The following is a 21,580-nucleotide window of genomic DNA, read 5'->3' on the forward strand; positions in this document are numbered from 1 at the left end:
ACGAGATAAGAAAGAGTGATTTATCCGGCAGAAACGCGCTTGTGAAGCATGTCAACGGCATAGCGGGCCGATTCGAAGGCCCCTGCCATCCACGCCGGGAGGTTGCTGGCGTGCTCGCCGGCAAAGTAGATTTCATCGTCGTTGCGGGTCATGACCGGGTACAGACGCTGCCGGGCCGAATCGGAGTATACGCCCCAGCCGCCCTTCGAATACGGGATTTTGTGCCACGCCAGGGAAAAGGCATTTTCAAACTCCTGCGCGTATTGCGGGTGAATTCTGGCCCCTTGCTCCAGCGCGAGCTTCTGCCGTTCGGCGAGGGAGAGCGCGCCGACTTTCTTCGCCGTTCCGTGGAAATTGTACATACCCTTCAGGACCCCTTTCGGGCCGAGCATGCCGTGTACGGGGTAGAAGATCTGGGTAATGTCCATGTTGGTTTTGGAGATTCCCCCGAAAATACCGTCGTCTTCTTCCCAGAAACGCCGCTTGAACTGAATACCAATTTTGCAGGTCTCCATGTACGGCACGAAATCGGCCGCGCGCTGTACTTCACCGGATAGGTCGGAAGCGATGCCCTTCAGCATGGGTAGCGGCAGGGTGCAGATGCAGTAGTCTCCTTTCATTTCCTGCTTCTGCCCGGTTTTTTTGTCGAGATAGACGATCCGGACGCCCGGTTGTGTCTTCCGGATTTCGAGGATTTCACAGGAAAGCCGGATTTTGTCCCCAAGCAGTTTCGTAAACGCCCGGGGGATCATGTCCATCCCGCCGACCGGCTGGAGGAGTATCGGCTGCTGATTGAAGGTATACTCCCCGACGTTTGCAAAGGCCGGATGTGTCAGCCCCGATTCCACAATGTCCTTCAGCGCATACGGCTCGGCGATTTTACCGGCCTGAAGGCCCGCTGCCGCCGGTGTCGCGTAGCCGTGGCGTTCGGAGCCTTTGTATTTTTTGTTGAGATCGAGATCGCCTTCTTCCCGGAGCCAGGCGACGTACCGTTCAACGTCCTCGGCGCTCATCGGCAGGTCGAGCGCTTTCTGATCTACCGCCTTGGCAACCAGTTCAGTGAGGTAGCCGCGCATGTCGGCGTGTACTTCCCGGGCGCGAACGCGCTTGTTAGCCAGTGCTCCCCGGGTACTTTCGGAGAAATAATAGCCGGCTTCGTTGAGGTTGCCGAATATTTCGACCGGCACCTTGAGCTCGCGGCAATACTGAACCGTCAGGTGGTGGTGATGCGGAATCCGGGCGGCGCCGGCGTTGAGGTAGTACCCTTCGTCGAACTGACAGACTTGTTTTTCGCCGCCGATTTCGGTTTCGGAAGTACCCTTCCGGACAGTCCAGATACGTCCGCCGGTGCGGTCGCGGGCTTCGAGAAGCGTGCAATCGTATCCCAGCTTGCCGAGTTCATATGCGGCTGACATGCCTGCCAGACCGGCGCCGAGGATGACGATTTTCTTGCCGTTGGGTTTTTCGTTTCGGGGGAGATGAAAAGGCTTTGCGGGTGCTTCCGGAAGAAAACCCAACGCCGCCATCGCCAGGTAGCTGTTACCCGACTTTTCGATAAATTCTCTTCTCGTCATAATGGGAAAGGAAAGGACGAAGACCGCCCGGCTGCCGAGCCGGGAAACCACAGACCAGTGCGACTCCCGCCGGGCAGTCTTCGTTCGGAAAAATCAGGAAGCGACTTTGGTGAACGCCTCCGTAAAGGCCTTCATTTCATCCATGGTACCGATCGAAACCCGGCACCAGTGCTGGCCGTCGAAAAACCAGTTCCGGACCATGACGCCTTCGTTCATCAGCTTGGCATTCAGTTCGGAACCTTTCATATTGACCGGAAACAGCATGAAATTGGCATACGACGGTATGACCTTGTACCCCGCTTTGGTGAGGAAGTCCATGGCATATTTCTTGGACTCGGCGGTCTTTGTCAATACCATCTTCTGGTTGTCGGCATCGGCAAAGGCGGCGATTGCGCCGCGGATCGTCGGGAGGGACAGCCCGAAGCCGTTCATCGTGTATTTGGAAATATCCTGGAGCAGCTCGGGCTTGCCGAGGGCATAGCCCAGGCGCATGCCCGCGAAGGCATACAGCTTGGAAAGCGTGCGAAGTACGATAACATTCTTGCCTTCCTTCACCTTGTCGACCATGCAATCCGTTTTCGGGTCCGTGGCGTAGTCGATGTAGGCTTCGTCAACCAGCACGGGTACCTTCGGCGATACCTCGTCGATAAACTTCCGCAGCTTATCGGGCGGAAGCATATTACCGGTCGGGTTATTCGGATTGCAGATATAGATGAGGCTGTGTTTGGCCGGATCGGCTTTAGCCGCCATCGCGTCGAGGTCGTACTGGTAATCGGCAGTCAGTTTGACTTTGTCGATCGGGAATTTCTCGTCGTTACCCGAGATGTAGCACGGATCGCCGACCATGATCGTCCCTTTCGTAGCAAAGTGCATCAGGCTGGCGTTGAGCAGTTCGGTCGAACCGCAGCCAAGCTTGATGAAGCTTTTCGACGGGCCGCCCCATCCGCCGGCAGCTGCCTGGGGCATGGGAACGCCGTCTTTTTCGGAGATGGCCTTGTAGAGATCCATCGTAGCCCGCATGGCGTAGCGGTTCGCTTCCAGGAGCGAGTCGCCGACGGCCTGCTTCGTTTTGGCGGAAAGTCCCCACGGATTTTCATTCGCCCCAAGCCGGGCCTTTACGGCCGCCGGAGGCAGTGCGTCGGCTGCCAGGGCCGCGCGGAACTCATGAGAAAGGTCCAGGTACAACTCCTGTCTTGCCACAGGATCCGCATAGGCCTTTTGCAGCAACGAAGGCAGCGCGGTTGCACCTACAGTCAAAGCAGCTGAATTCTTAAGCCATAGACGACGGTTCATCTTTTGTAAAGGTTTTGATAGTGAAGTGTGCGTGCGGCCTAAATGGGACTATGAGAAGACGGAGTAGAAAATTTTCTAAAATATACCAAATTCTGAAAATTTATTTCCCGTTCTGAGGTTAAAAATAGGGTTTCATTTGGGAGATTCCAAGCAACCCCAAACACTCATTTTTCTAATTTTTACAATTTATGTCTCCATTTGTCGTCATTTCGTAACTTAAAAAATGATCATTCGACAAAATTTTCATCCAAATCGTCTTTTTTAAAACCTATTTTCAGACAATCCGACAAAAGTGCCTTGCAGACCGGTTTTCGGGTCCGGATTCCTACCTTTGCCGGGCGTATGAAACCCATTCTCGTCATCAAGTTCGGCACGGCGAGCCTGACCAGATCAAACGGCGAAATTGACGAAGCCGTCATCCTGGAAATAGCCCGCCAGGTCGCCCGTTTGCACCAGCACTACCACGTCGTCATCGTGTCATCCGGAGCCGTCGGCGCCGGAAAAGCATACCTCCGCGATTACCGCGGAGAACTGTCCCAACGGAAAGCCGCAGCCGCAATCGGAAACCCGCTGTTGCTCGGTCTCTACGCCAAGTACTTCGGAGCGTTTGGTATTCCGGTGGCACAAAGCCTTTGCGAACGCGGGCATTTTGCCAACCGGCCGCAGTTTCTCCAGTTGAAACAGACCTATGAAACGCTTTGGGAAAGCGGCGTCATTCCGATCGCGAACGAAAACGACGTAGTCTCCGATCTGGAGCTCAAGTTTTCGGATAACGATGAACTGGCTACATTGCTCGCCGCCGGCCTCGGCGCCGATACGCTGCTGTTCAGTACGTCTGTCGGCGGACTGCTCGACAAACAGGGCCAAATCGTTCCCCGCGTCGAAAAAATTGATGAAAACATCCTCGGCATGGCCGATACCTCGAAAACGGCCGTCGGCCTCGGCGGTATGGTCTCCAAGCTGAGCTTTGCCAAGCGGGCCGTCCGCATGGGTATCCGGGCTGTTATTTTCGGCATACACACGCCGGAAGGCATCCTGAAAGCCCTGGAGGAAACAACCGGAACCGTTTTCGTCCCTGAAAACGTTACGATGAACGCCCGGCAAAAGTGGCTTGGCACCGGCGGTTTAGTGGCCGGGCAGGTGGCGGTGGACGACGGAGCTGTGAAGGCGCTGCTCTCCCGACGGAGCCTTCTGGCCGTCGGTATCACGCAGGTTCATTCCGATTTTGACAAAGGCGAAGTCATTGAAATTACCGACCCGGCGGGGCAGATTATTGCGGTGGCGAAAGCCCGCGAGTCGTCGTCGACGGTCATTTCCAACCTGAAAACCCAGAATTTTGAAGTAGCTCACGCAGACGATATCGTACTGCTTTAACCGAAAGGCCCCATGACCTCTCAGGAAACCGAAACCATCCTTCCTCTGCTCGAAGCCACCCATGCTGCCGCTCCTGCCGTTCGCCGGCTGAGCGGTGAGCAAAAAGCCGCGATTTTGCTCCGGCTGGCTGATGTCATCCTCGAAAATACGTCCGCTATCATGGCCGAAAACCGGCTGGACCTCGACCGGATGCCGCAGACGGACCCAAAATGGGACCGGCTTCTCCTGAATGAAAAGCGTATTGAGGGTCTGGCACAAAGCCTCCGCGACGTGGCCGCGCTCCCCGACCCTACCGGCCAGGTATTGCTCGAACGTACCCTGCCCAACGGCCTTCGCCTCAGCAAGATCGCGGTATCGCTGGGTGTTGTCGGCGTAATCTATGAATCCCGGCCGAACGTAACCGTCGATGTAACAGCACTATGCCTGCGCTCCGGGAATGCCGTAGTACTGCGCGGCGGTTCGGATGCCTGGCACTCGAATGTGTACCTGGTCAGCCTGGTACATCAGGTTCTCCGGGAGTTCAACGTACCCCAAGCAGCGATCACGCTCCTGCCCACCGACCGGGAACTGATGAAAGAGCTACTCACTGCCACGCGGTATGTAGATATCATCATTCCCCGGGGGTCAGACAAGCTCATTCAATATGTGCGGCAGCATTCCCTGGTACCGACGATCGAAACGGGCGCCGGCGTCGTCCATACCTATGTGCACGAAGAAGCCGATCTCGCAAAAGCGAAGGATATCGTCGTGAATGCCCGGGTTTCCCGGCCATCGGTTTGTAATTCATTGGACTCCCTGCTGGTCGACCAAGCCATAGCCGAAGCGTTCTTACCCCGGCTGACAGAAGATTTCCTGAAATGGAATGTTGAAGTATATGCCGATGAAGCCGCTTACCGCGTGCTCCACCAGGCCGGATACCCCCTGCTTTTCCATGCGCAACCGGAAGATTTCGGCAAGGAATGGCTGGACTACAAGATCAGTATCAAGACGGTCAACGATGCCGATGAGGCGCTGGAACATATCCGGGTCAACTCATCCCGCCACTCAGAGGCCATTTTGACAGAGAATAAGGAAGTAGGTCGTCGTTTTCTGGAAGAAGTAGATGCCGCGGCGGTTTACGTCAACGCTTCTACCCGCTTTACCGACGGCGGAGAGTTCGGTCTCGGCGCCGAAATCGGCATCAGTACCCAGAAACTTCACGCCCGCGGGCCGTTTGCCCTCGAAAAACTCGTCACCGAAAAATGGGTGATCGAAGGCGACGGACAGGTACGCTGGTAGTTCCGGGACCTTACCCACCACAAAAAGCTGCTCCAACGGGCGGCTTTTTGTATTTTCAGGGAATCTTCTGAACCGATGCGAAAAACGTTTCTTTTTCTTCTTTTGCTGGTCATTGCCGGGAAGAGCTATGCCCAGCATTTCCGGGTACTCGCTTTTTTTACCGGAAAAAATGACCGGGCGCATGTCAGTTTTGTGCAGGAAGCGAACCGGTGGTTTCCGGAAATGGGCCGGAAATACGGGTTTTCGTATGACACGACGAGCGACTGGTCCCGCATGACCACCGAAACCCTTTCCCGGTACCAGGTAATCCTTTTTCTGGATACCCGGCCGGAACTACCTGTCCAACGCGCTGCTTTTGAGACGTATATGAAGAACGGAGGCGCCTGGATGGGCTTTCACTTCGCAGCGTTCGCGCTGACGCCGTCCAAATACCCGCAAGATTGGGATTGGTACCATACTACCTTCCTCGGTTCGGGGGAATACAAGGGGAATACGTGGCGGCCGACGTCTGCCCGGCTAAAAATCGAGAATCACAACCATCCTGCTACTCAGGGCCTTCCCGGCATCGTCGTCACGACGCCCAACGAATGGTATAGCTGGAAAAACAACCTCCGGCAAAACCCGAATATCGACGTATTGCTGTCGGTCGACCCGTCGAGCTTTCCGCTCGGAACCGGCCCCAAACCGCATGAAATCTGGCATGAGGGCGACTACCCCGTCGTCTGGACGAACCGCAAATTCCGCATGCTGTACCTCAACATGGGGCATAACGACATTGACTACGAGCACGGAACGAATAAGGAGCTTTCGTTTACGTTCGCATCAGAAGACCAGAATAAACTGATAATCAATGGCCTACTGTGGCTGGGACGAACGAAATGAATCAGCTTGCCTCCCGCTTCAGTTTTGCCTCGGTATCCTTATATGCCTCTTCGATTGAGTGCGATTTCCGTAAGTCACTTGCTTTCCGGGTCAGCTCGGCGAGGGTTTCGTAGTGTTTGCTGAGAATATCCAGTTCTTCTTCGTTGAGCGATTCAACGGCGACGAGGCGGTTGCTCGCGCCGTTGGTAGCGGCGATGAGTTCATTGAGTTTCAGCTGGATAGATATCGAGTCCCGGTTCTGGGCTTTCTGAATCACAAAGACCATGAGGAATGTGACGATCGTCGTACCGGTATTGATAACCAGCTGCCAGGTTTCGGAATAGTCAAAAAGCGGACCCGTAACGGCCCAGGCAAGCACCGTAGCCAGCGCGGTGAAGAAAGCCGCCGGACTGCCCGTAGCCCGGGTAATGATCGAAGAAAAGCGTTCAAAAAACGAGAGGTGATTTTTTTTCATGACGGAGAAGATTTGATTTCCTTCAGAAAAAAGTAATTCCACCCCAATAAAAAACCCGCCGTACAGGGCGGGTTTCGATCAGATATTCAGGTATTTGAGAAGCATTTCCAATCGCTCGCGATCGGTATTGTCGAGTGGCTCGGTGGTAAAGACCGAGTCTATGTTGTAGCTGTACCGTTCAAAGGTAGCGACGACGGTCCGGATATCCCGACGGTTGAGCTTAAGGGTCAGTTTACCCGGCTCACCGGAGTCATAATCACCGGATTTGAAGTAGCTGCTGATAATCTTGACATCATTGGATTCGACGAGGCGGCTTACTTCCGCCATCGAATAATCCCGGTCTTCCATTTTCAGGACGATCACGGCGCCCTCCTCCTGTGTTCCCATGTCTTCCGAGAACTTCCGGAGCAGATCGTTGACCGAGATACTACCCGAAAAATGTTGTTCTTCGTCGACAACCGGCAGTACTTCGAGCTGGTATACCTGCGACGTCCGCAGCAGGTCAAACAAATGCTGATAGGGCTGGACAGATACTTCGGCGTGTTCGGGCTGTATTTCCGACAACGCTACATCCTCGTCGGCATTCATCAGGCGTTCCTCGGATAAGAGTCCTGCATAATGCTCGCCGTCCGCCAGTACCAGCTGGGGAATACGGAATTCCTGCATCCAGTCAAGCGCCTTGCCGACGGTGTCAGTCGGGCGAAGCGTAGGCAACAGGGGGTCTATTAAGTCTTCAGCGAGCATGATGAATCATTCTTTCTAAATAACCGATCAGGATTTGCGGGTTAGACGGGTTTACAGGCCAAACGATTTATCCGGACGATCAGTTCTCGACGAGGGCGACGTCTTTCGTCCGCTGAAGGAATCCGGCCAGTATCTGGTTGAATTCCACGGGGTGTTCCATCATCGGGGCATGGCAGCATTTGTCGATAAAATGCAGCTCCGAGTTCGGAATCAGGCGGTTGAATTCGTGCGCCACGGTCGGCGGCGTGATCGTGTCGTTCAGGCCCCAGATCAGCAGCGTCGGTACCTGAATGCCCGGCAGGTCTTTGCCGACATTGTTTCGTTGGGCCGACTTGGCAATCTGAACGATACTCATACATTTCGGAATGCTGTTCGTGATTTCGAAGCATTCTTCGATGAGCTCCGGCGTGGCGACGTTCGGATCGTAAAAGGTATAGGAGACGCGCTCCTTGATGTACTCGTAGCTTCCACGTTTCGGGTAGCTGCCGCCCATGGCGTTTTCGAACAGACCGGAACTGCCCGTCAGCACAAGGCGCTTGACGTTTTCCGGGTTCTTGATCGTGTACAGCAGGGCGATGTGACCGCCGAGCGAATTTCCGACCAGGGTCAGTTCACTCAGGTGGCGATCGGTGACAAATTTTTCGATAAAGGCGGTCAGGCCTTCCACGCCGGCTTCGCGCGGGGGCATTTCATAAACCGGCATCAGCGGGATAATCACCCGATACTGATCCCGAAATGTATTGATGACCGCATCCCAGTTGGACAGCGCGCCGAAAAGGCCATGAAGCATCATGACGATCTCGCCCTGTCCTTCGTCGATAAACTGGTATCCGTCTTCGTGCTTGATTGAATAGTTCATTTCCCGGTTTAAGACAATCGTTGAGGCAAAATAAAGCAAATTTTCTTTGAAAGATTCAAAACGGGAGGGGTGGTTTTTTTTTGAACTGAAACTAAAATAGGCGTTTCACCGGAGAAAGTCAATGCGGAAGCGTCGTAGCTTTGTTCGTTCCGGCAGGTATCCATCGCCGCCCCAGTGTCATGCAACTTCCTGATTCCCTGTTACAATCCCTGGCTGAAGAAGCCGGTTTCGACCGAAAAAGTTTCCTGGAGGCCCATGCGCTTCCGGCGCCGGTTTCGATCCGGTTAAATTCTCTTAAAAAGACAGAACCGCCGGCCGCAGCGACGCCGGTTCCCTGGACAGCTACCGGTTTTTACCTGCCGGAGCGCCCCGTGTTTACACTGGATCCGCTTTTTCATGCCGGCGCATACTACGTGCAGGAAGCAAGTTCCATGTTTCTGGAGCGCCTGCTGACCGCTTTTCTGCCGGACGAAGGGCTGCGGGTACTCGACCTCTGCGCTGCGCCCGGCGGTAAGAGTACGTTGATCGCCAACGTGTTGCCCGAAGAATCGCTTCTTGTTGCGAATGAAGTCATCCGGCCGCGGTCGGGTGTACTGGCCGATAACCTGACCAAATGGGGACGAACGGATACGTTTGTCACCAATAATGATCCACGGGATTTTCAGCGGTTACCGGGATTTTTCGATGCCGTCGTCGTGGATGCTCCCTGCTCCGGTTCCGGGCTTTTCCGGAAAGATCCGGCGGCAATCAGCGAGTGGTCAGACGACAACGTAGCCCTCTGTGCCCAACGGCAGCAGCGGATTCTCGCGGATATCTGGCCGGCGCTGCGGGAAGACGGCCTGCTCATCTATTCCACCTGCTCCTATTCCCGCGCCGAAAACGAAGCGATTCTGGACTGGCTGAGCAGTCATTTCTCCGTGGAACCGCTGGCCCTGGATCAGCTGCCGACGGGTGTAGTCGAAACCCATACCGCCCGTGGCAATACCGGCTACCGTTTCTGGCCGGATAAAGTACAGGGCGAAGGATTCTTTATCGCAGCCTTCCGGAAAACGGCACAGGAAGCCGAATTACGCCTCCGGAATCTTCCGAAAAACAAGCGAAAGGAGGAGAGCCTTTTTTCTCCCTGGATAGCGGATGTCTCCGATTATACGTGGGTCGAAAAAAACGGTGATTACTTCCTGCTCCAACCCGAACATACAGCAGCTTTTGACGCGCTGAGCCAGCACCTGTACCTGCGAAAGGCCGGCGTCCGCCTCGGAAAACTGGCCGGGAAAGAGCTCCTTCCCGACCACGAACTGGCGCTGAGTGTTGCAGTAAATACGTCGGTGCCGACACTACCGGTTGACCGCGACGCCGCCCTCCGCTACCTCAAACGTGAAGAATTTGACTACGACGCAACCGGCCGCGGCTGGCAACTGGTGACCTTCGACGGGCTGGGCCTGGGCTGGGTCAAGGTACTCCCCAACCGCCTCAACAACTACCTGCCGAAGGATTGGCGGATTTTGATGGATATCAGAGAAAATTAGCAGGGGGCATGGGGCAAAGGGCATGGGGTAATCAATGCCCTTTGCCCCATGCTTTTTTCCCCCAGCCGTACCATTTCGCCCCAAACCGTATTATACTTGCAGTCCCAAGCGGGAGTAGCTCAGTTGGTAGAGCGGCAGCTTCCCAAGCTGCAGGCCGCGGGTTCGAGACCCGTTTCCCGCTCAGGTTCGAAACTACCTTTCATCCGGAAGGTAGTTTTTTTTTATTTTTTCTTCCTCAGCATCAGGCTATTCCCTCCTTATTCCGGACTTTTTTCAAAAAAAGTCTTCGGGATGCTGTAACGAATCGGCGGCTGCGCGTACTAACTGTTCAGAATCTCAATCAATAGAACAATGAAAAACGCCATCGCCTTCTTTACGATCTGTATCTGCCTCATCGCCGGAAACGGAAATGCCAAAGAAAAACCGCAATCACTTCTCTGGAAAATAACGGGAAAAGGACTTACTACTCCGTCCTATCTCTTCGGCACCATTCACATGATTTGCGAGGATAATTACCTCTTCCGGGAAAAGGTAACCCGCGCCTTTGATGAGAGTGAAAAGCTTTATTTTGAAATCAATTATGACGACCCGGCGGAAATAGCGGAAATGCAGAAAGGAATGACATCCACCGGATCATGGACAAATAACCTCAGTCCCGAAAAAAAAGCCAGACTGGAAGACGCGTTGAAGAAATACTACGGCATGACCATCCAACAGGCCGACAAACTTTCTCCCTCGATGATGATCAGCTATCTTTCGTATAAATCCGTCGGTTGCACCAAATTCCGCTCCTACGAAATGGAGCTTTCCAAGCTGGCCAAATCCAGAAACAAACCGATGGGCGGGCTGGAAAAAGTAGCCGCGCAAATGGATGCTATCCGGCAAAGTTATACTCCGGATGACCTGGTATCCCAGCTATCCCTGACGCCGGAATACACGAGTCTGATCGCCGAGGCACAAAAAGCCTACAAGGCAGAAGAGCTCGACAAAGTTGGGGAATTGCTGAACGATTCCCGTTTCATGAACCCGGAAATCCGGAAAGTATCGCTCGACGGACGCAATCAAAACTGGGCAGACCGTATTCCCGCTCTCATGCAGCAAAATACCTCCTTTTTTGCAGTAGGCGCAGCGCATCTTTCCGGAAAAAAAGGCCTCATTCAACTCCTCCGAAAAAAAGGATACACCGTGACCCCCGTGCTGGAATAACCGCAACCGCCTGTGAATAACCGCGAAAAGGAGTTTTTAGCTCACATCGACAAACACAAGGGCATTATCCATAAAGTAGCGCGGATGTATATGGATCATCCCGAAGACCGGGAAGATCTGTTCCAGGAAATCATCCTTCAATTATGGAAATCCTATGATCATTTTCAGGGCGAAAGCCTGTTTTCCTCCTGGATGTACAAAGTTTCGCTCAACACCGCACTCACCTATTTCAAAAAAGAAAAACGGAAGCCCGACCGCCACGGATTATCTCCCGAAATGGAAGTCGCCGAAGACAAATCCGACAGTGAAAAAGAAACACAGCTGGATTACTTCTACCGCGCCGTACAGGAATTATCTCCGGTTGAAAAAGCACTCATTTTTCTCTTTCTCGAAGGACAATCACATAAAGATATCGCAGTCAATCTGGGTATTACGGAAGGAAATGCCCGCGTCAAACTTACCCGGACCAAAGAGCGACTTCAGGAAATCATTAAACGCCAAGGCTATGAATTTAGATGATCTTCAAAAACAGTGGCAGCAGCAGCCCGACGAACATATTCAACTCCCTGTTCAACTCGATTCACTCAAAAAAGCCCGTAATCCCGTGGAAAAGATTCGCCAAAACATGAAAAATGAATTCTGGTTTCAACTCATTGGTTTGCTGGTGATCAGCCTGGCACCGGCGCTGATGAAATCGTCCAGAGAATTCCTAGTCATCTATTACTCGTTTCTGCCTGTGGTGCTCGCGATTTCCGGCTATTACCTCACCCGGTTCTTTCGGTTTTACCGGGATACCATCCGGATGGACATGGATACGCGAAAGAACCTGTACCGGTTTTACTTCGAAATGAAGCTGAATATTGAAGCATACAAAGCCTTCAATTATTGTATTGGTATTTTCCTGATTCCGCTGGGATTACTGTTTGCTCTTCAGGACAAATTTCCCGATCCCTTCCTCTCCATTCACCGGTATATGAGTACCCACACAATCGGAACAGAGCAGGTTATTATCGTCGCCGTAGTATTACTGACAGCCGTCGTTGTGATTGACCTTATCGCCCGGGTATGGGTGGAGAAATACTACGCACCCTATGTCCGCCAGATCGAAGCCGTACTGAACGAACTGGAAGCGGAATAAATAGCTATCAGCACAGATTCCATTGAAAGTTGCGACTATTCCCGAACAGCGGTCTTCGGAGAATAGTCGCTTTTTTTATCGACAAACAGGTTTCGGGAAAAATACGGTGAAAAACTCCGTAAAAAGCCCATTGTCAACCACAATCAGGCCACCTAGTTTTGACAATGTCAATATGATCCGGAATGAAAAAATCGATCCGATTAACATCTGCTTTGCTCTTGATTTTGAGTATCGGCAAGGCTCAAATTCCCAGGCCATCCGCCGGATTCGCCTTACTTGTTGGTGTAAAGAAAACAACCGCGCCTGCACGGCCGGGAAGCTCCTATCCTGACGACGCAACCAAAGGTTCTGCGTTCGACGCCCAGTGCTTCGCCGCGGCACTCAAAGAACGAGGTTTCAAGCCGGAAAATATTACAGTACTGACCACGCCGGAAGAAACGAAGGCGGATTCTATACTTAGTACTCTCCGGCTTTTGGTACAAAAGGCATCTCAAACGCGAGATTTCGTTTTTTTCTATTTTTCGGGACATGGAGATCAGGTACCGGATCAGCCTCCATACGACGAGATAGATGGTGCGGACGAGGTTTTGATCGCATCCGACAAAGCGATTCGCGACGATGACCTTCGGTCTGCCTGGACCCAATTCGCACCCGGCGTCAAACTAATAATGCTTGTCGATGCCTGCCACTCCGGTACAACGTTTGGTATAATGGACTTTGCACATAAACCAACACCGGCCGGCTTTCATGGTATTTGGGCTAATGAAACGCGGCTCAGAAAAATTGTAGAAGCGGAGGAAGAATGGCGTACCCGAATGCGTACCACCAATACTCCAATTACACACCCGGAACCCCCTTTTATCCGTATCAACGGGTCGCAGAGAGGTTCTGAACTTAGACCCGACTCCGTGCGCTTCTTCGCCGAATACGGCTTCGACAAGTCTGCACATTCCGAAGATAATTGCATCAGTATTTTCCGCCAACCGACCGAACCATATCAAATGGTGTACATCGGCGCTTGTTATGACAAGGGTACTATTCCTGGAGGGGATGAAAAGGGCAGTCCATTTACTCAAAAATTGCTGTTCTTCCTTTCGCCAAATTCGCCGGCAAGGGGAACTGTGAGCTCCTATAGGGAATGGTGCCGGTACGTTGCCGACAATTGCCCCGCCAGTATTAGCTACGCTGAATTGGGTCCCGTCAGCCGGGAATTTATAACAAATCCTCCATTCTATTTCGATACTAAATAACCCCATCGTCCTATGAGCAGTACTACACGCTTTGGCCTTTCGCTTTTCCTCCTGATTGCAACAATCGGATGCGGGAAAATAGTTGTCTCACCTGTTAGAGATACAGACACGTTTGAAAGCTTCGGTGGCGGCGTTTTTTATGCACTTCCAATGACAATGATCACACTCGAAATTCCCGTCACGAAAATTGAAAGGAAAGTAGTCCATTTTCCGGATTCAACATTATTGGCGTCCAGTCCATTAGGTCACAACAACCCAGACGCACTCATAACTACTTATGATTTGGGAGACATTGCTATCTCCAGCCGGCCAGTACCTGACGCTGAAAAAATTTTCAACGTAGCCATTAAAGGCAATTGGAAAAAAACGCAGGCTCTTCAATTATCTATGAATGATTTAGGCATATTATCAAAAGCCGAAGCGGAAGTCGAAGACCATACGTTTGACATTGTCATCCAGGCTGCGCAGAGTATCGCTGGCATCACGCAGGCTTTAGTCTCTTTCAAAGGCTCAGATCCAGCAAAAATGACAAAAGATTCCTGCCAAATCAGCAAATACAAAGCGGAATTAAGGCAGATACGAGAAGCTCGTTTTTCTCTTTTAAAATCTGACGGGAATCTGGGATACGGGCATATGCCGGAAGGAGCACTTCGCCTTCGGTTGGATGAGCTGAAACGTCAAGAAGAAAACCTGATATCTTTAATGACATATGCTGAAACAAAGACAAAACTCCTCATCCGTAAGGACATTTTGATCAGGAACCCTGAAGATATTGCCAATCTTTCAGAAAATCCGGTTTTCTGGTTCGATAAATCCTCCGGGTTGATGTTACCTGAGGACGAAAAACCGCCTGTCGGCTCAAACCTCTGAATTTATAAGAGTTTCCGTAAAAAAATGGGAGACACACGTTCCAGCAACGGATATTACCTGCATGTGCTGGCATCCCCAAGAAATTCCATCGAAAGCGCCTTCAGCCATTTCACCATGGCGGATCTCCGCAACCGAAAAACCCGCACCGGGCTGGTATACAATCTTCCCTCATGGTTTGCAATCAAGCTTACTGAGGGTAAAGCTACTGACTCTGCAGCAGTTGCAGGTGCCAATTTACCGATGCCACAGCTCGGAAAGATTGCGTTCCTCAGTCCCAAAGTTTCGACGAATTCCATCGAACTGGATCCCGCGACCGGAGCTCTGAGGTCGGTCAGTATGAAGACGTCCGGAATCACAGGAGATCAGGTAAAAAATGCCGGTGCTGCCCTCTCGTCAGGAGCAGCCCTGTTAAAACCACAGACCCCACTGGAGAAACTTCAGAACAGCAGGGCTCTGCTGGAAGAACAGGAGAAAATTCTGAAACTGAGATTATCCCTCGACAGTCTCGATCGGCAACGATAGGATTTTCACCACTCTCCCGGGCGGAAAAACAAGAAGTCCTGCAGGAGTCATCTGCAGGACTTTATTGTTTAAAATTGAAATCAGCGTCGGCTCGGAGTAAACTTACCGCTACTCGGCGTGTACTTGCCAAGCGGGAAGCTGACACCTACATTGACGCCCCAGTTCTTGTTGTAAACTGACACATTCGGATTCTTTACGACATCCACCAGCCCCAGGCCATAGCGCACATCGGCATTAAGCCACATGTGGTTATTGAGGCGATAGTTCAGCCCACCGCCGAGGGTCAAGCCTGCGTCCATTCCGGTAAACTGCTTGTTGTTGGAATCGGCGTTGAGGTTGTCACCGTTCTGGTTGCGGGCAGCGACGAGGAAGCCTACGTGCGGTCCGACGAACAGTTTCGGCCGGAGGGCATTCCCGCGCCCGTTGAGGTAGAACGTCGCCAGAATCGGCACCTGGATGTAATTCAGGCGGGTTTCTGCGTCACTGTTTTTCACCTTCGCACCCAATTGGGTATAGAGCAGTTGCCCGCCGAGACCAAACCGGTCAACAATCGAGTAGTTGATAAACAAGCCACCCGTGAATCCGGTTTTCCAGGCGGTATTCGAAACATCGCCCCGGAAATTGGAGACAGAAACGCCGGCCATCGGGCCCCAGGAAAGGTTGTCTTGTGCAAAGGAGGCCGTTGAAAGGGCAGAAAGGAGGAAAGTAATCAGCAGATACTTTTTCATGTGAAAGTGTGTTTTCATCGCTCGTTGTAAAAAGAAGCGTACGAAAACACATACGGCTGAAAACGCGTAGAAAGTTTTCTACACTGATGAATTTTCTTCCGACACGAAGCGCAGGTTTCGGACAAATCCTTCCCATTTCGCGCGTTTCAGCGGGGATTTTTGAAAAATCCGGCGAAAGGTTTCCTCCGTCATTTCCTGCCAGTCACGCCGTCCGAATGACTTCAGCTCTTCCGGCAGCAGAAAGGCCGTTTCCCGGTGCGGGCGGGAGAAGCGGTTCCAGGGACATACGTCCTGGCAAATATCACAGCCAAAGATCCAGTTGTCTGTTTTTCCCTGAAAATCACCAGGAATAGCTTCTTTCAATTCGATGGTCAGGTAGCTGATGCAGCGGCTGCCGTCGACTGAATAAGGCTCGGAAAGGGCATCCGTCGGGCAGGCGTCAATGCACCGGGTACAGGTGCCACAGTAGTCGGTAATAGGACCATCCGGCTCCAGATCGAGATCGATGATGAGTTCTGCCAGGAAGAAGAAACTGCCGATTTCCCGGGTGATGAGATTGCTGTTTTTTCCGACCCAGCCGAGCCCTGCTTTTTTTGCCCAGGCTTTTTCCATCACCGGCGCGGAGTCAACAAAACAGCGGCCGTCTACCTCCCCGATTTCGACGCGTATCCGATCCAGAAAAGCCTTCAGTTTATCCCGGATGACGAAGTGGTAGTCGGTCCCGTACGCATACTTGGCCAGTTTGAAATCTTCCTCTCCTTCCGGCAGGCGTTCGGGCGGGTAGTAGTTGTAAAGCAGGGAAACGACTGACTTTGCCCCTTCGACGAGCAGCGTGGGGTCCAGGCGCTTGTCGAAATGGTTTTCCATGTACAACATTTTCCCGTGGCGGCCGCGGCGAAGCCAGTTTTCGAGGCGCGGCGCTTCCTCTTCCAGAAATCCGGCCGCGGAAATTCCGCAGAAATCGAACCCGAGGTCCCGGGCGATTTCCTTCACGGAAGCGGTATGCCGTTGCCGGACAAGGTCTGAAACAGTCATGCAGGACGGGAGAATCCTCCCCGGAAAAATGTCAATCTGTCAGCGAAACGGCCTGTGGCAAAGTAATTTTGCCTGCCGTTTAACAGCATAAAGGTACGAACGACATGACGAATCCGGAATTCACGCAACCCGAAGAGACTGAACAATCACAGGCTACTGACAACGTTTCCGACGCACAGGAAGCATCCGCAGGTGCAATCGCCGCAGAAACCGAAGTCAGCCCGGACGAGAAGTTTCAGGCCGAACTGACGGAGCTGAAAGATAAATACATCCGGCTGGCCGCCGAATTTGACAATTTCCGCAAGCGGACGCTGAAGGAAAAAACCGAGCTGGTCAAAACAGCCTCGGAAGACGTAATCAAGGCTATTCTTCCCATCCTGGACGACATCGACCGCGCCCAGGCCATTTTTGCCGCTTCGGAAGACGGCAAGGTCGAAAAAGAAGGTATTGAACTGATTTTCAATAAACTGGCCAAGACCATCTCTTCCAAAGGCCTCAAGCCGATGGAAGCCAAAGGCCAGGTATTCAACCCGGATCTTCACGAGAGCATTACGCAGTTCCCGGCTCCGTCCGAAGACCTCAAAGGCAAAGTCATTGACGAAGTGGAAAAGGGTTACTACCTCGGCGACAAGGTTATCCGGTTCGCCAAGGTGGTGGTTGGAGCATGACGTAATTGCGGATGATAGGATGAATCATTCCTGTCATTTTTTCATTCTATCATTCCCCTGTTAAGAAGATGGCACAAAAAAGAGACTATTACGAAGTACTGGGCGTGTCGAAGTCGGCCTCGGATGACGAGATCAAAAAGGCCTACCGCAAGCTCGCCATCAAGTACCACCCCGATAAGAACCCCGATAATCCGGAAGCCGAAGAAAAGTTCAAGGAAGCCGCCGAGGCGTACGAAGTACTGTCTGACGGCAACAAACGCGCCCGCTACGACCAATACGGCCATGCGGGTATGGGCGGTAGCGCCGGGCCCCAGAACATGGACGATATCTTCTCCCAATTCGGAGATATTTTCGGGGAAGGAAGTCCGTTCGGTAGCTTCTTCGGAGGCGGATTTGGCGGAGGCGGACGGCAACAACGCGTCCGGAAAGGCTCCGACCTTCGGATCAAGCTCAAGCTCGACCTGCAGGAAATCGCCAACGGTGTCGAAAAGAAGATCAAAGTCAAGCGCCACGTGACCTGTCAGGCCTGCGGCGGCAACGGTTCCAAACACGGTACTTCGCTCCGCACCTGTCCTACCTGTAACGGGAACGGCCAGGTACGCCGCGTGCAGCAGACGATGCTCGGCCAGATGGTCACGTCTTCTACCTGCCCGACCTGTAACGGCGAAGGCAAGATTGTCGACGCGAAGTGCGACGTCTGCGTAGGCGAAGGACGTACCCTGGCAGAAGAGGTTATCTCCATCAAAATTCCGGCCGGTGTAGCCGACGGCATGCAACTGTCAATGGGCGGCAAAGGAAACGTTCCGCCACGCGGCGGCGTTGCCGGCGATCTGCTCATCGTCGTCGAAGAAGAAGAACACCCGGACCTGAAGCGGGATGGCAACAACGTTGTGTACGAACTGTATGTGAATTTTGTTGACGCCGCGCTGGGTACCTCGATGGAAGTTCCGACAATCGACGGACGCGCCAAGATCACCCTCGAACCCGGCACACAATCCGGCAAGATCCTCCGCATGAAAGGCAAGGGTATCCCTCACCTCAACAGCTACGGAAAAGGCGATCAACTTATTTATGTGAACGTCTGGACGCCGCGGGTACTTTCTTCGGAAGAGAAAGGTATTCTTGAAAAACTGCGCAGCTCGCCTAATTTCCAACCCCGTCCGACGAAGAACGATAAGTCGTTTTTTGAGAAGATGAAGGATTTTTTTAATTGAGCGATAGGCTGTAAGCTTTAGGCTATAAGCAAAAGAGCGCGTCCCGAAGATGGGACGCGCTCTTTTGCTTATATGCTTTCTGTGTATTCTGTGTTTTCTGTGAGAAATAAAAAATCAAGTTCTCACAGAAAACACAGAATACACAGAAACTATTTAGATCGGGTTGTTACGGCTTCCCGCTGCGGGTACCTGCTTAAAGCCTATTGCCTACAGCCCAAAGTCCACAACTATTTCACCTCGTTCAATTCCAGAATAACGCTGGTACGGCCATTGTTGACAACGGGATTGAACCCGGCTGTCATCAGAAAATCACCGGTAAATACCGATTCCGATGCAATGGCTGAACGTTTGCCCGGATACAGGTTGATTTCCTTCACGCTGTATTTCCTGGCCGGATCCAGTCCGCCGAATTTCACCGGAATTTTGGAACCCGCGCCGTAACGGTTGCTCACGAGGTAGTTGAATACCACCGAGCGGGTCTTCTGCTTATTCACAAACATCAGCGACGCAAAGTCGTTTTCCCGGGGATTGACGAGCCGGTACAGGTCGCCATGCCAGACCACATCGCTGATCGACTTATACGTTTCAACAGACTGCTGACTGAATTTGAGGTCGTCCGGACTCAGGTGACTGACCACAATATCATAGCCCATTTTACCCATCATCGCTACGTCGGTCCGGAATTTGAGCGGTTGTTTGCCCCAGTCCGTAACGTGATCGCAGTGGGTAATCGCCGGGAAGAAGTACGAGTATTCCCATTGCAGAAATACACGTTCGAGGGGATCGGTATTGTCGCTCGGCCAGAATTCCGTGAAGTACTTCAGGGCTTCGTAGTCCACCCGGCCGCCGCCGCCCGAGCACAGCATCATCGGTACTTTCGGGTACTTGGCACGCAGGCGGTCGAGGACTTTATACAAACCAAAAACATAGTCTACATACAGTTTCGACTCCGCCTGCTTGGTCTTTTTCAGGTATTCTGACTGCGCATTGTAGATAACTGCGTTGCAGTCCCACTTGATAAATGCCAGATCGGGATTTTTGGTAAAAAGGTCATCCAGAATACCAAAAACAAAATCCTGCACCTGGGGATTTGACAGGTCCAGTACCAGCTGATTCCGGAAGTAATGTTCGGGGCGCTCCGGCTGGCGGATAACCCAATCCGGATGCTTTTCATACAGCTCGCTCTTCGGGTTGACCATCTCCGGTTCCACCCAGATGCCAAATTTAACCCCGGCTTTCTGGGCTTCCTTCACGAGATAGCCGATGCCATGCGGGAGTTTTTTGGCGTTTTCTTTCCAGTCGCCGAGCCCTGCATTGTCGCCGTTGCGGGGGTACTTATTGCCAAACCAGCCATCGTCGAGCAAAAACAGGTCTACGCCGAGCTTTTTGCCATCAGCGAAGAGACCCGTCAATTTCGTCTCATCAAAATCAAAATAGGTAGCCTCCCAGTTATTGAGGAGGGTCAGGCGGGAGCCTTCGCCCTCGAGCACACGGTACTTGCGTGCCCAGTCGTGCAGGTTGCGGGAAGCTTCGCCTTTTCCTTTGTCGGAATAGGTAAAGAGGAAAGAGGGCGTTTTGAACTCCTTACCCGGCTCCAACGGATACTCCGACGCATGCGGGTTGATACCGGCGATCAGGCGGAGGTTATCGTACGAATCGACTTCGAAGTCAATCTTGAAATTACCCGACCAGCCGAGGGTACCGAGGAGTACTTCGCCTTCGTCTTCCGTCGCCGGCTTGTTGAACGAAAGCTGAAAGGTCGGCGGCTGAAACAGGTTCGCACGCGTACCGAGCTTGGAATCGAGGGAGAGAATCCCGGCCTTGAGCTGCGTCGTTTCCGGGTTCATTTCCCGCGCCCAGCCGCCGTGGTAATGGGTGAGGTGGTACTGTCCGGCAGCAAAGTACAGGTTGGCCGACGCATACTTGTGCATGACGATCGGCGCCTTTTCCTGGTGGCGGATGGTACTCCACTGCTCCACCACGTTTTCTTTCCGGTAAACCTTGTAGAACAACGTCACCTCAACCGGATACACGGGATCTTTGAGCCGGATGATTGTTTGCGTTACATTATCATTCAGCTGCTGTACTTCGTGGCTTTGGTAAAGTAGTTCGAGGGAGGTATTCCCGTCGGCGTGGGTTACCCGGATAGCCGGCTCCGAAAGGCTGACGGTTCCGCTGGGCGTATACGGAGACGCATAGATACCGGCATTGCCATCATCCTGGCGGTACTGACCGGGGACGGAGGCGTATTCACCGGGCTGCGTCAGTTTCCGTCCAAAATAGACAATATTGAGGCGATTGTTTTTATCCGTTTGCAGCACCAGGGCATTGCGGCCGGTCTCGATCGGGATAGTGACTTTTTGCTGGGCAAAGAGGCTGGTTGCGGCAAGAGATAAGAGCAATGCCGAAAAAAAGCGGTTCAGAGATTTCATCAGGCAGGAATATAGGAATCCCAAAAATACACGGTAAGGTGTATTCCCTGCCCTGTTTCCGATACAAATCGCGGATTAGTCGGCGACGTTTTTCTTTTGAAGCGTTTTGTGGAGGCGGGGCGTTTCGATCAGTGCGGCCGAACCGTACCAGGGATGCAGCTCCAGCGCGAAGATGCCGGCTTTGACGCCGGGATCGGATTCGGCCAGTTTCTGGGCTTCTTCCATGCTCTCGACGTTGAAGATCAGGATACCCTTGTTTTCCTTTCCGTCAAGAAACGGCCCGGCTACGATCAGCTTGCCTTCTTCGGCGAGGCGGTTCATGTTGCGGAGGTGTTCCTTCTGGACTTTCATCCGCTCGTTTTTGTCTTCGATTTTGACAGAACCGGTTTTGAGGAAGGCCAGTACGTATTTTTTCATTCCGTACTCGTCGGCGCCGAGTTTTCGGGCCAGCGGCTCGTCATAGGTCGTTTGCGCCGAAGCGCCGGTGGCGCACAGCAGGAGCAGAAGCAGTACTTTTTTCATTGTATCAGGTA

The 21,580-nt window shown here is 52.7% G+C and carries 21 protein-coding genes and 1 tRNA gene; 13 read left to right on the top strand and 9 right to left on the bottom strand.

Going from position 1 to position 21,580, the window contains the following annotated elements; translation table 11 throughout:
* Positions 1 to 20 precede the first annotated feature (20 nt).
* Complete coding sequence (locus BLR09_RS23535) at positions 21 to 1,574, bottom strand: flavin monoamine oxidase family protein (protein ID WP_093208474.1); 1,554 nt, start codon at positions 1,572 to 1,574, stop codon at positions 21 to 23.
* A gap of 93 nt (positions 1,575 to 1,667) precedes the next feature.
* Positions 1,668 to 2,867, bottom strand: coding sequence for a pyridoxal phosphate-dependent aminotransferase (locus BLR09_RS23540; RefSeq protein WP_093208478.1), 1,200 nt, complete (start codon positions 2,865 to 2,867; stop codon positions 1,668 to 1,670).
* A 342-nt stretch (positions 2,868 to 3,209) separates the two neighbouring features.
* Here BLR09_RS23540 and proB point away from each other — a divergent pair, with 342 nt between their 5' ends.
* The 3 genes from proB (at position 3,210) to BLR09_RS23555 (ending at position 6,401) form a co-directional block, all read left to right on the top strand.
* A complete protein-coding gene (proB, locus tag BLR09_RS23545; RefSeq protein WP_093208669.1) occupies positions 3,210 to 4,241 on the top strand; it encodes a glutamate 5-kinase in 1,032 nt (343 codons plus the stop codon).
* Positions 4,242 to 4,253: 12 nt separating this feature from the next.
* Positions 4,254 to 5,519: a glutamate-5-semialdehyde dehydrogenase gene (locus BLR09_RS23550; RefSeq protein WP_093208481.1), complete on the top strand. Its 1,266-nt coding sequence runs from the start codon at positions 4,254 to 4,256 to the stop codon at positions 5,517 to 5,519.
* A gap of 75 nt (positions 5,520 to 5,594) precedes the next feature.
* Complete coding sequence (locus BLR09_RS23555; RefSeq protein WP_093208483.1) at positions 5,595 to 6,401, top strand: ThuA domain-containing protein; 807 nt, start codon at positions 5,595 to 5,597, stop codon at positions 6,399 to 6,401.
* Between the two features lies 1 nt (position 6,402).
* Here BLR09_RS23555 and BLR09_RS23560 read toward each other — a convergent pair whose 3' ends face one another.
* From BLR09_RS23560 to BLR09_RS23570, 3 genes are all read right to left on the bottom strand, one after another.
* Positions 6,403 to 6,855, bottom strand: a complete 453-nt coding sequence (locus tag BLR09_RS23560; protein ID WP_093208486.1) for a low affinity iron permease family protein — start codon at positions 6,853 to 6,855, stop codon at positions 6,403 to 6,405.
* A gap of 78 nt (positions 6,856 to 6,933) precedes the next feature.
* Positions 6,934 to 7,599: a CBS domain-containing protein gene (locus BLR09_RS23565; RefSeq protein WP_093208488.1), complete on the bottom strand. Its 666-nt coding sequence runs from the start codon at positions 7,597 to 7,599 to the stop codon at positions 6,934 to 6,936.
* Between the two features lie 79 nt (positions 7,600 to 7,678).
* Complete coding sequence (locus BLR09_RS23570) at positions 7,679 to 8,458, bottom strand: alpha/beta fold hydrolase (protein ID WP_093208492.1); 780 nt, start codon at positions 8,456 to 8,458, stop codon at positions 7,679 to 7,681.
* A gap of 179 nt (positions 8,459 to 8,637) precedes the next feature.
* Here BLR09_RS23570 and BLR09_RS23575 point away from each other — a divergent pair, with 179 nt between their 5' ends.
* From BLR09_RS23575 to BLR09_RS23610, 8 genes are all read left to right on the top strand, one after another.
* A complete protein-coding gene (locus BLR09_RS23575; RefSeq protein ID WP_093208495.1) occupies positions 8,638 to 9,984 on the top strand; it encodes a methyltransferase RsmF C-terminal domain-like protein in 1,347 nt (448 codons plus the stop codon).
* Positions 9,985 to 10,092: 108 nt separating this feature from the next.
* Positions 10,093 to 10,165 (top strand) — tRNA-Gly (locus tag BLR09_RS23580).
* A gap of 170 nt (positions 10,166 to 10,335) precedes the next feature.
* The gene (locus tag BLR09_RS23585; RefSeq protein WP_093208497.1) at positions 10,336 to 11,190 is read left to right on the top strand and encodes a TraB/GumN family protein; all 855 of its coding nucleotides are present in this window, start codon (positions 10,336 to 10,338) and stop codon (positions 11,188 to 11,190) included.
* A gap of 12 nt (positions 11,191 to 11,202) precedes the next feature.
* A complete protein-coding gene (locus BLR09_RS23590) occupies positions 11,203 to 11,709 on the top strand; it encodes an RNA polymerase sigma factor (RefSeq protein ID WP_093208500.1) in 507 nt (168 codons plus the stop codon).
* Positions 11,696 to 12,328 carry a hypothetical protein gene (locus BLR09_RS23595; RefSeq protein ID WP_093208503.1) on the top strand — a complete coding sequence of 211 codons (633 nt, stop codon included), beginning with the start codon at positions 11,696 to 11,698 and terminating at the stop codon, positions 12,326 to 12,328. The genes BLR09_RS23590 and BLR09_RS23595 overlap by 14 nt, the downstream gene beginning before the upstream one ends.
* Before the next feature lie 182 nt (positions 12,329 to 12,510).
* Complete coding sequence (locus BLR09_RS23600; protein WP_093208506.1) at positions 12,511 to 13,578, top strand: caspase family protein; 1,068 nt, start codon at positions 12,511 to 12,513, stop codon at positions 13,576 to 13,578.
* A gap of 12 nt (positions 13,579 to 13,590) precedes the next feature.
* The gene (locus tag BLR09_RS23605) at positions 13,591 to 14,448 is read left to right on the top strand and encodes a DUF4831 family protein (RefSeq protein ID WP_093208508.1); all 858 of its coding nucleotides are present in this window, start codon (positions 13,591 to 13,593) and stop codon (positions 14,446 to 14,448) included.
* A gap of 24 nt (positions 14,449 to 14,472) precedes the next feature.
* Positions 14,473 to 14,970 (top strand): DUF4831 family protein, encoded by a 498-nt coding sequence (locus tag BLR09_RS23610; RefSeq protein WP_143011207.1) that lies wholly within the window; start codon positions 14,473 to 14,475, stop codon positions 14,968 to 14,970.
* Positions 14,971 to 15,050: 80 nt separating this feature from the next.
* Here BLR09_RS23610 and BLR09_RS23615 read toward each other — a convergent pair whose 3' ends face one another.
* Positions 15,051 to 15,698, bottom strand: coding sequence for a porin family protein (locus BLR09_RS23615; protein ID WP_093208673.1), 648 nt, complete (start codon positions 15,696 to 15,698; stop codon positions 15,051 to 15,053).
* 78 nt (positions 15,699 to 15,776) lie between these two features.
* Positions 15,777 to 16,733 (bottom strand): tRNA epoxyqueuosine(34) reductase QueG, encoded by a 957-nt coding sequence (queG, locus tag BLR09_RS23620; RefSeq protein WP_093208513.1) that lies wholly within the window; start codon positions 16,731 to 16,733, stop codon positions 15,777 to 15,779.
* A gap of 104 nt (positions 16,734 to 16,837) precedes the next feature.
* On the opposite strand from queG, the gene BLR09_RS23625 reads away from it, so the two are divergent.
* Both BLR09_RS23625 and dnaJ read left to right on the top strand, forming a co-directional pair.
* The gene (locus BLR09_RS23625; protein WP_093208516.1) at positions 16,838 to 17,401 is read left to right on the top strand and encodes a nucleotide exchange factor GrpE; all 564 of its coding nucleotides are present in this window, start codon (positions 16,838 to 16,840) and stop codon (positions 17,399 to 17,401) included.
* Between the two features lie 68 nt (positions 17,402 to 17,469).
* Complete coding sequence (dnaJ, locus tag BLR09_RS23630) at positions 17,470 to 18,615, top strand: molecular chaperone DnaJ (RefSeq protein ID WP_093208519.1); 1,146 nt, start codon at positions 17,470 to 17,472, stop codon at positions 18,613 to 18,615.
* A gap of 227 nt (positions 18,616 to 18,842) precedes the next feature.
* Here the strand turns inward: dnaJ and BLR09_RS23635 are convergent, their stop codons facing one another.
* Together BLR09_RS23635 and BLR09_RS23640 are read right to left on the bottom strand one after the other, a co-directional pair.
* Positions 18,843 to 21,047: an alpha-galactosidase gene (locus BLR09_RS23635; protein ID WP_093208522.1), complete on the bottom strand. Its 2,205-nt coding sequence runs from the start codon at positions 21,045 to 21,047 to the stop codon at positions 18,843 to 18,845.
* Positions 21,048 to 21,122: 75 nt separating this feature from the next.
* Positions 21,123 to 21,569: a YciI family protein gene (locus BLR09_RS23640; protein ID WP_093208526.1), complete on the bottom strand. Its 447-nt coding sequence runs from the start codon at positions 21,567 to 21,569 to the stop codon at positions 21,123 to 21,125.
* Positions 21,570 to 21,580: the final 11 nt, after the last annotated feature.

It is taken from the genome of Siphonobacter aquaeclarae, assembly GCF_900103285.1.
GTDB classification, from domain to species: domain Bacteria; phylum Bacteroidota; class Bacteroidia; order Cytophagales; family Spirosomataceae; genus Siphonobacter; species Siphonobacter aquaeclarae.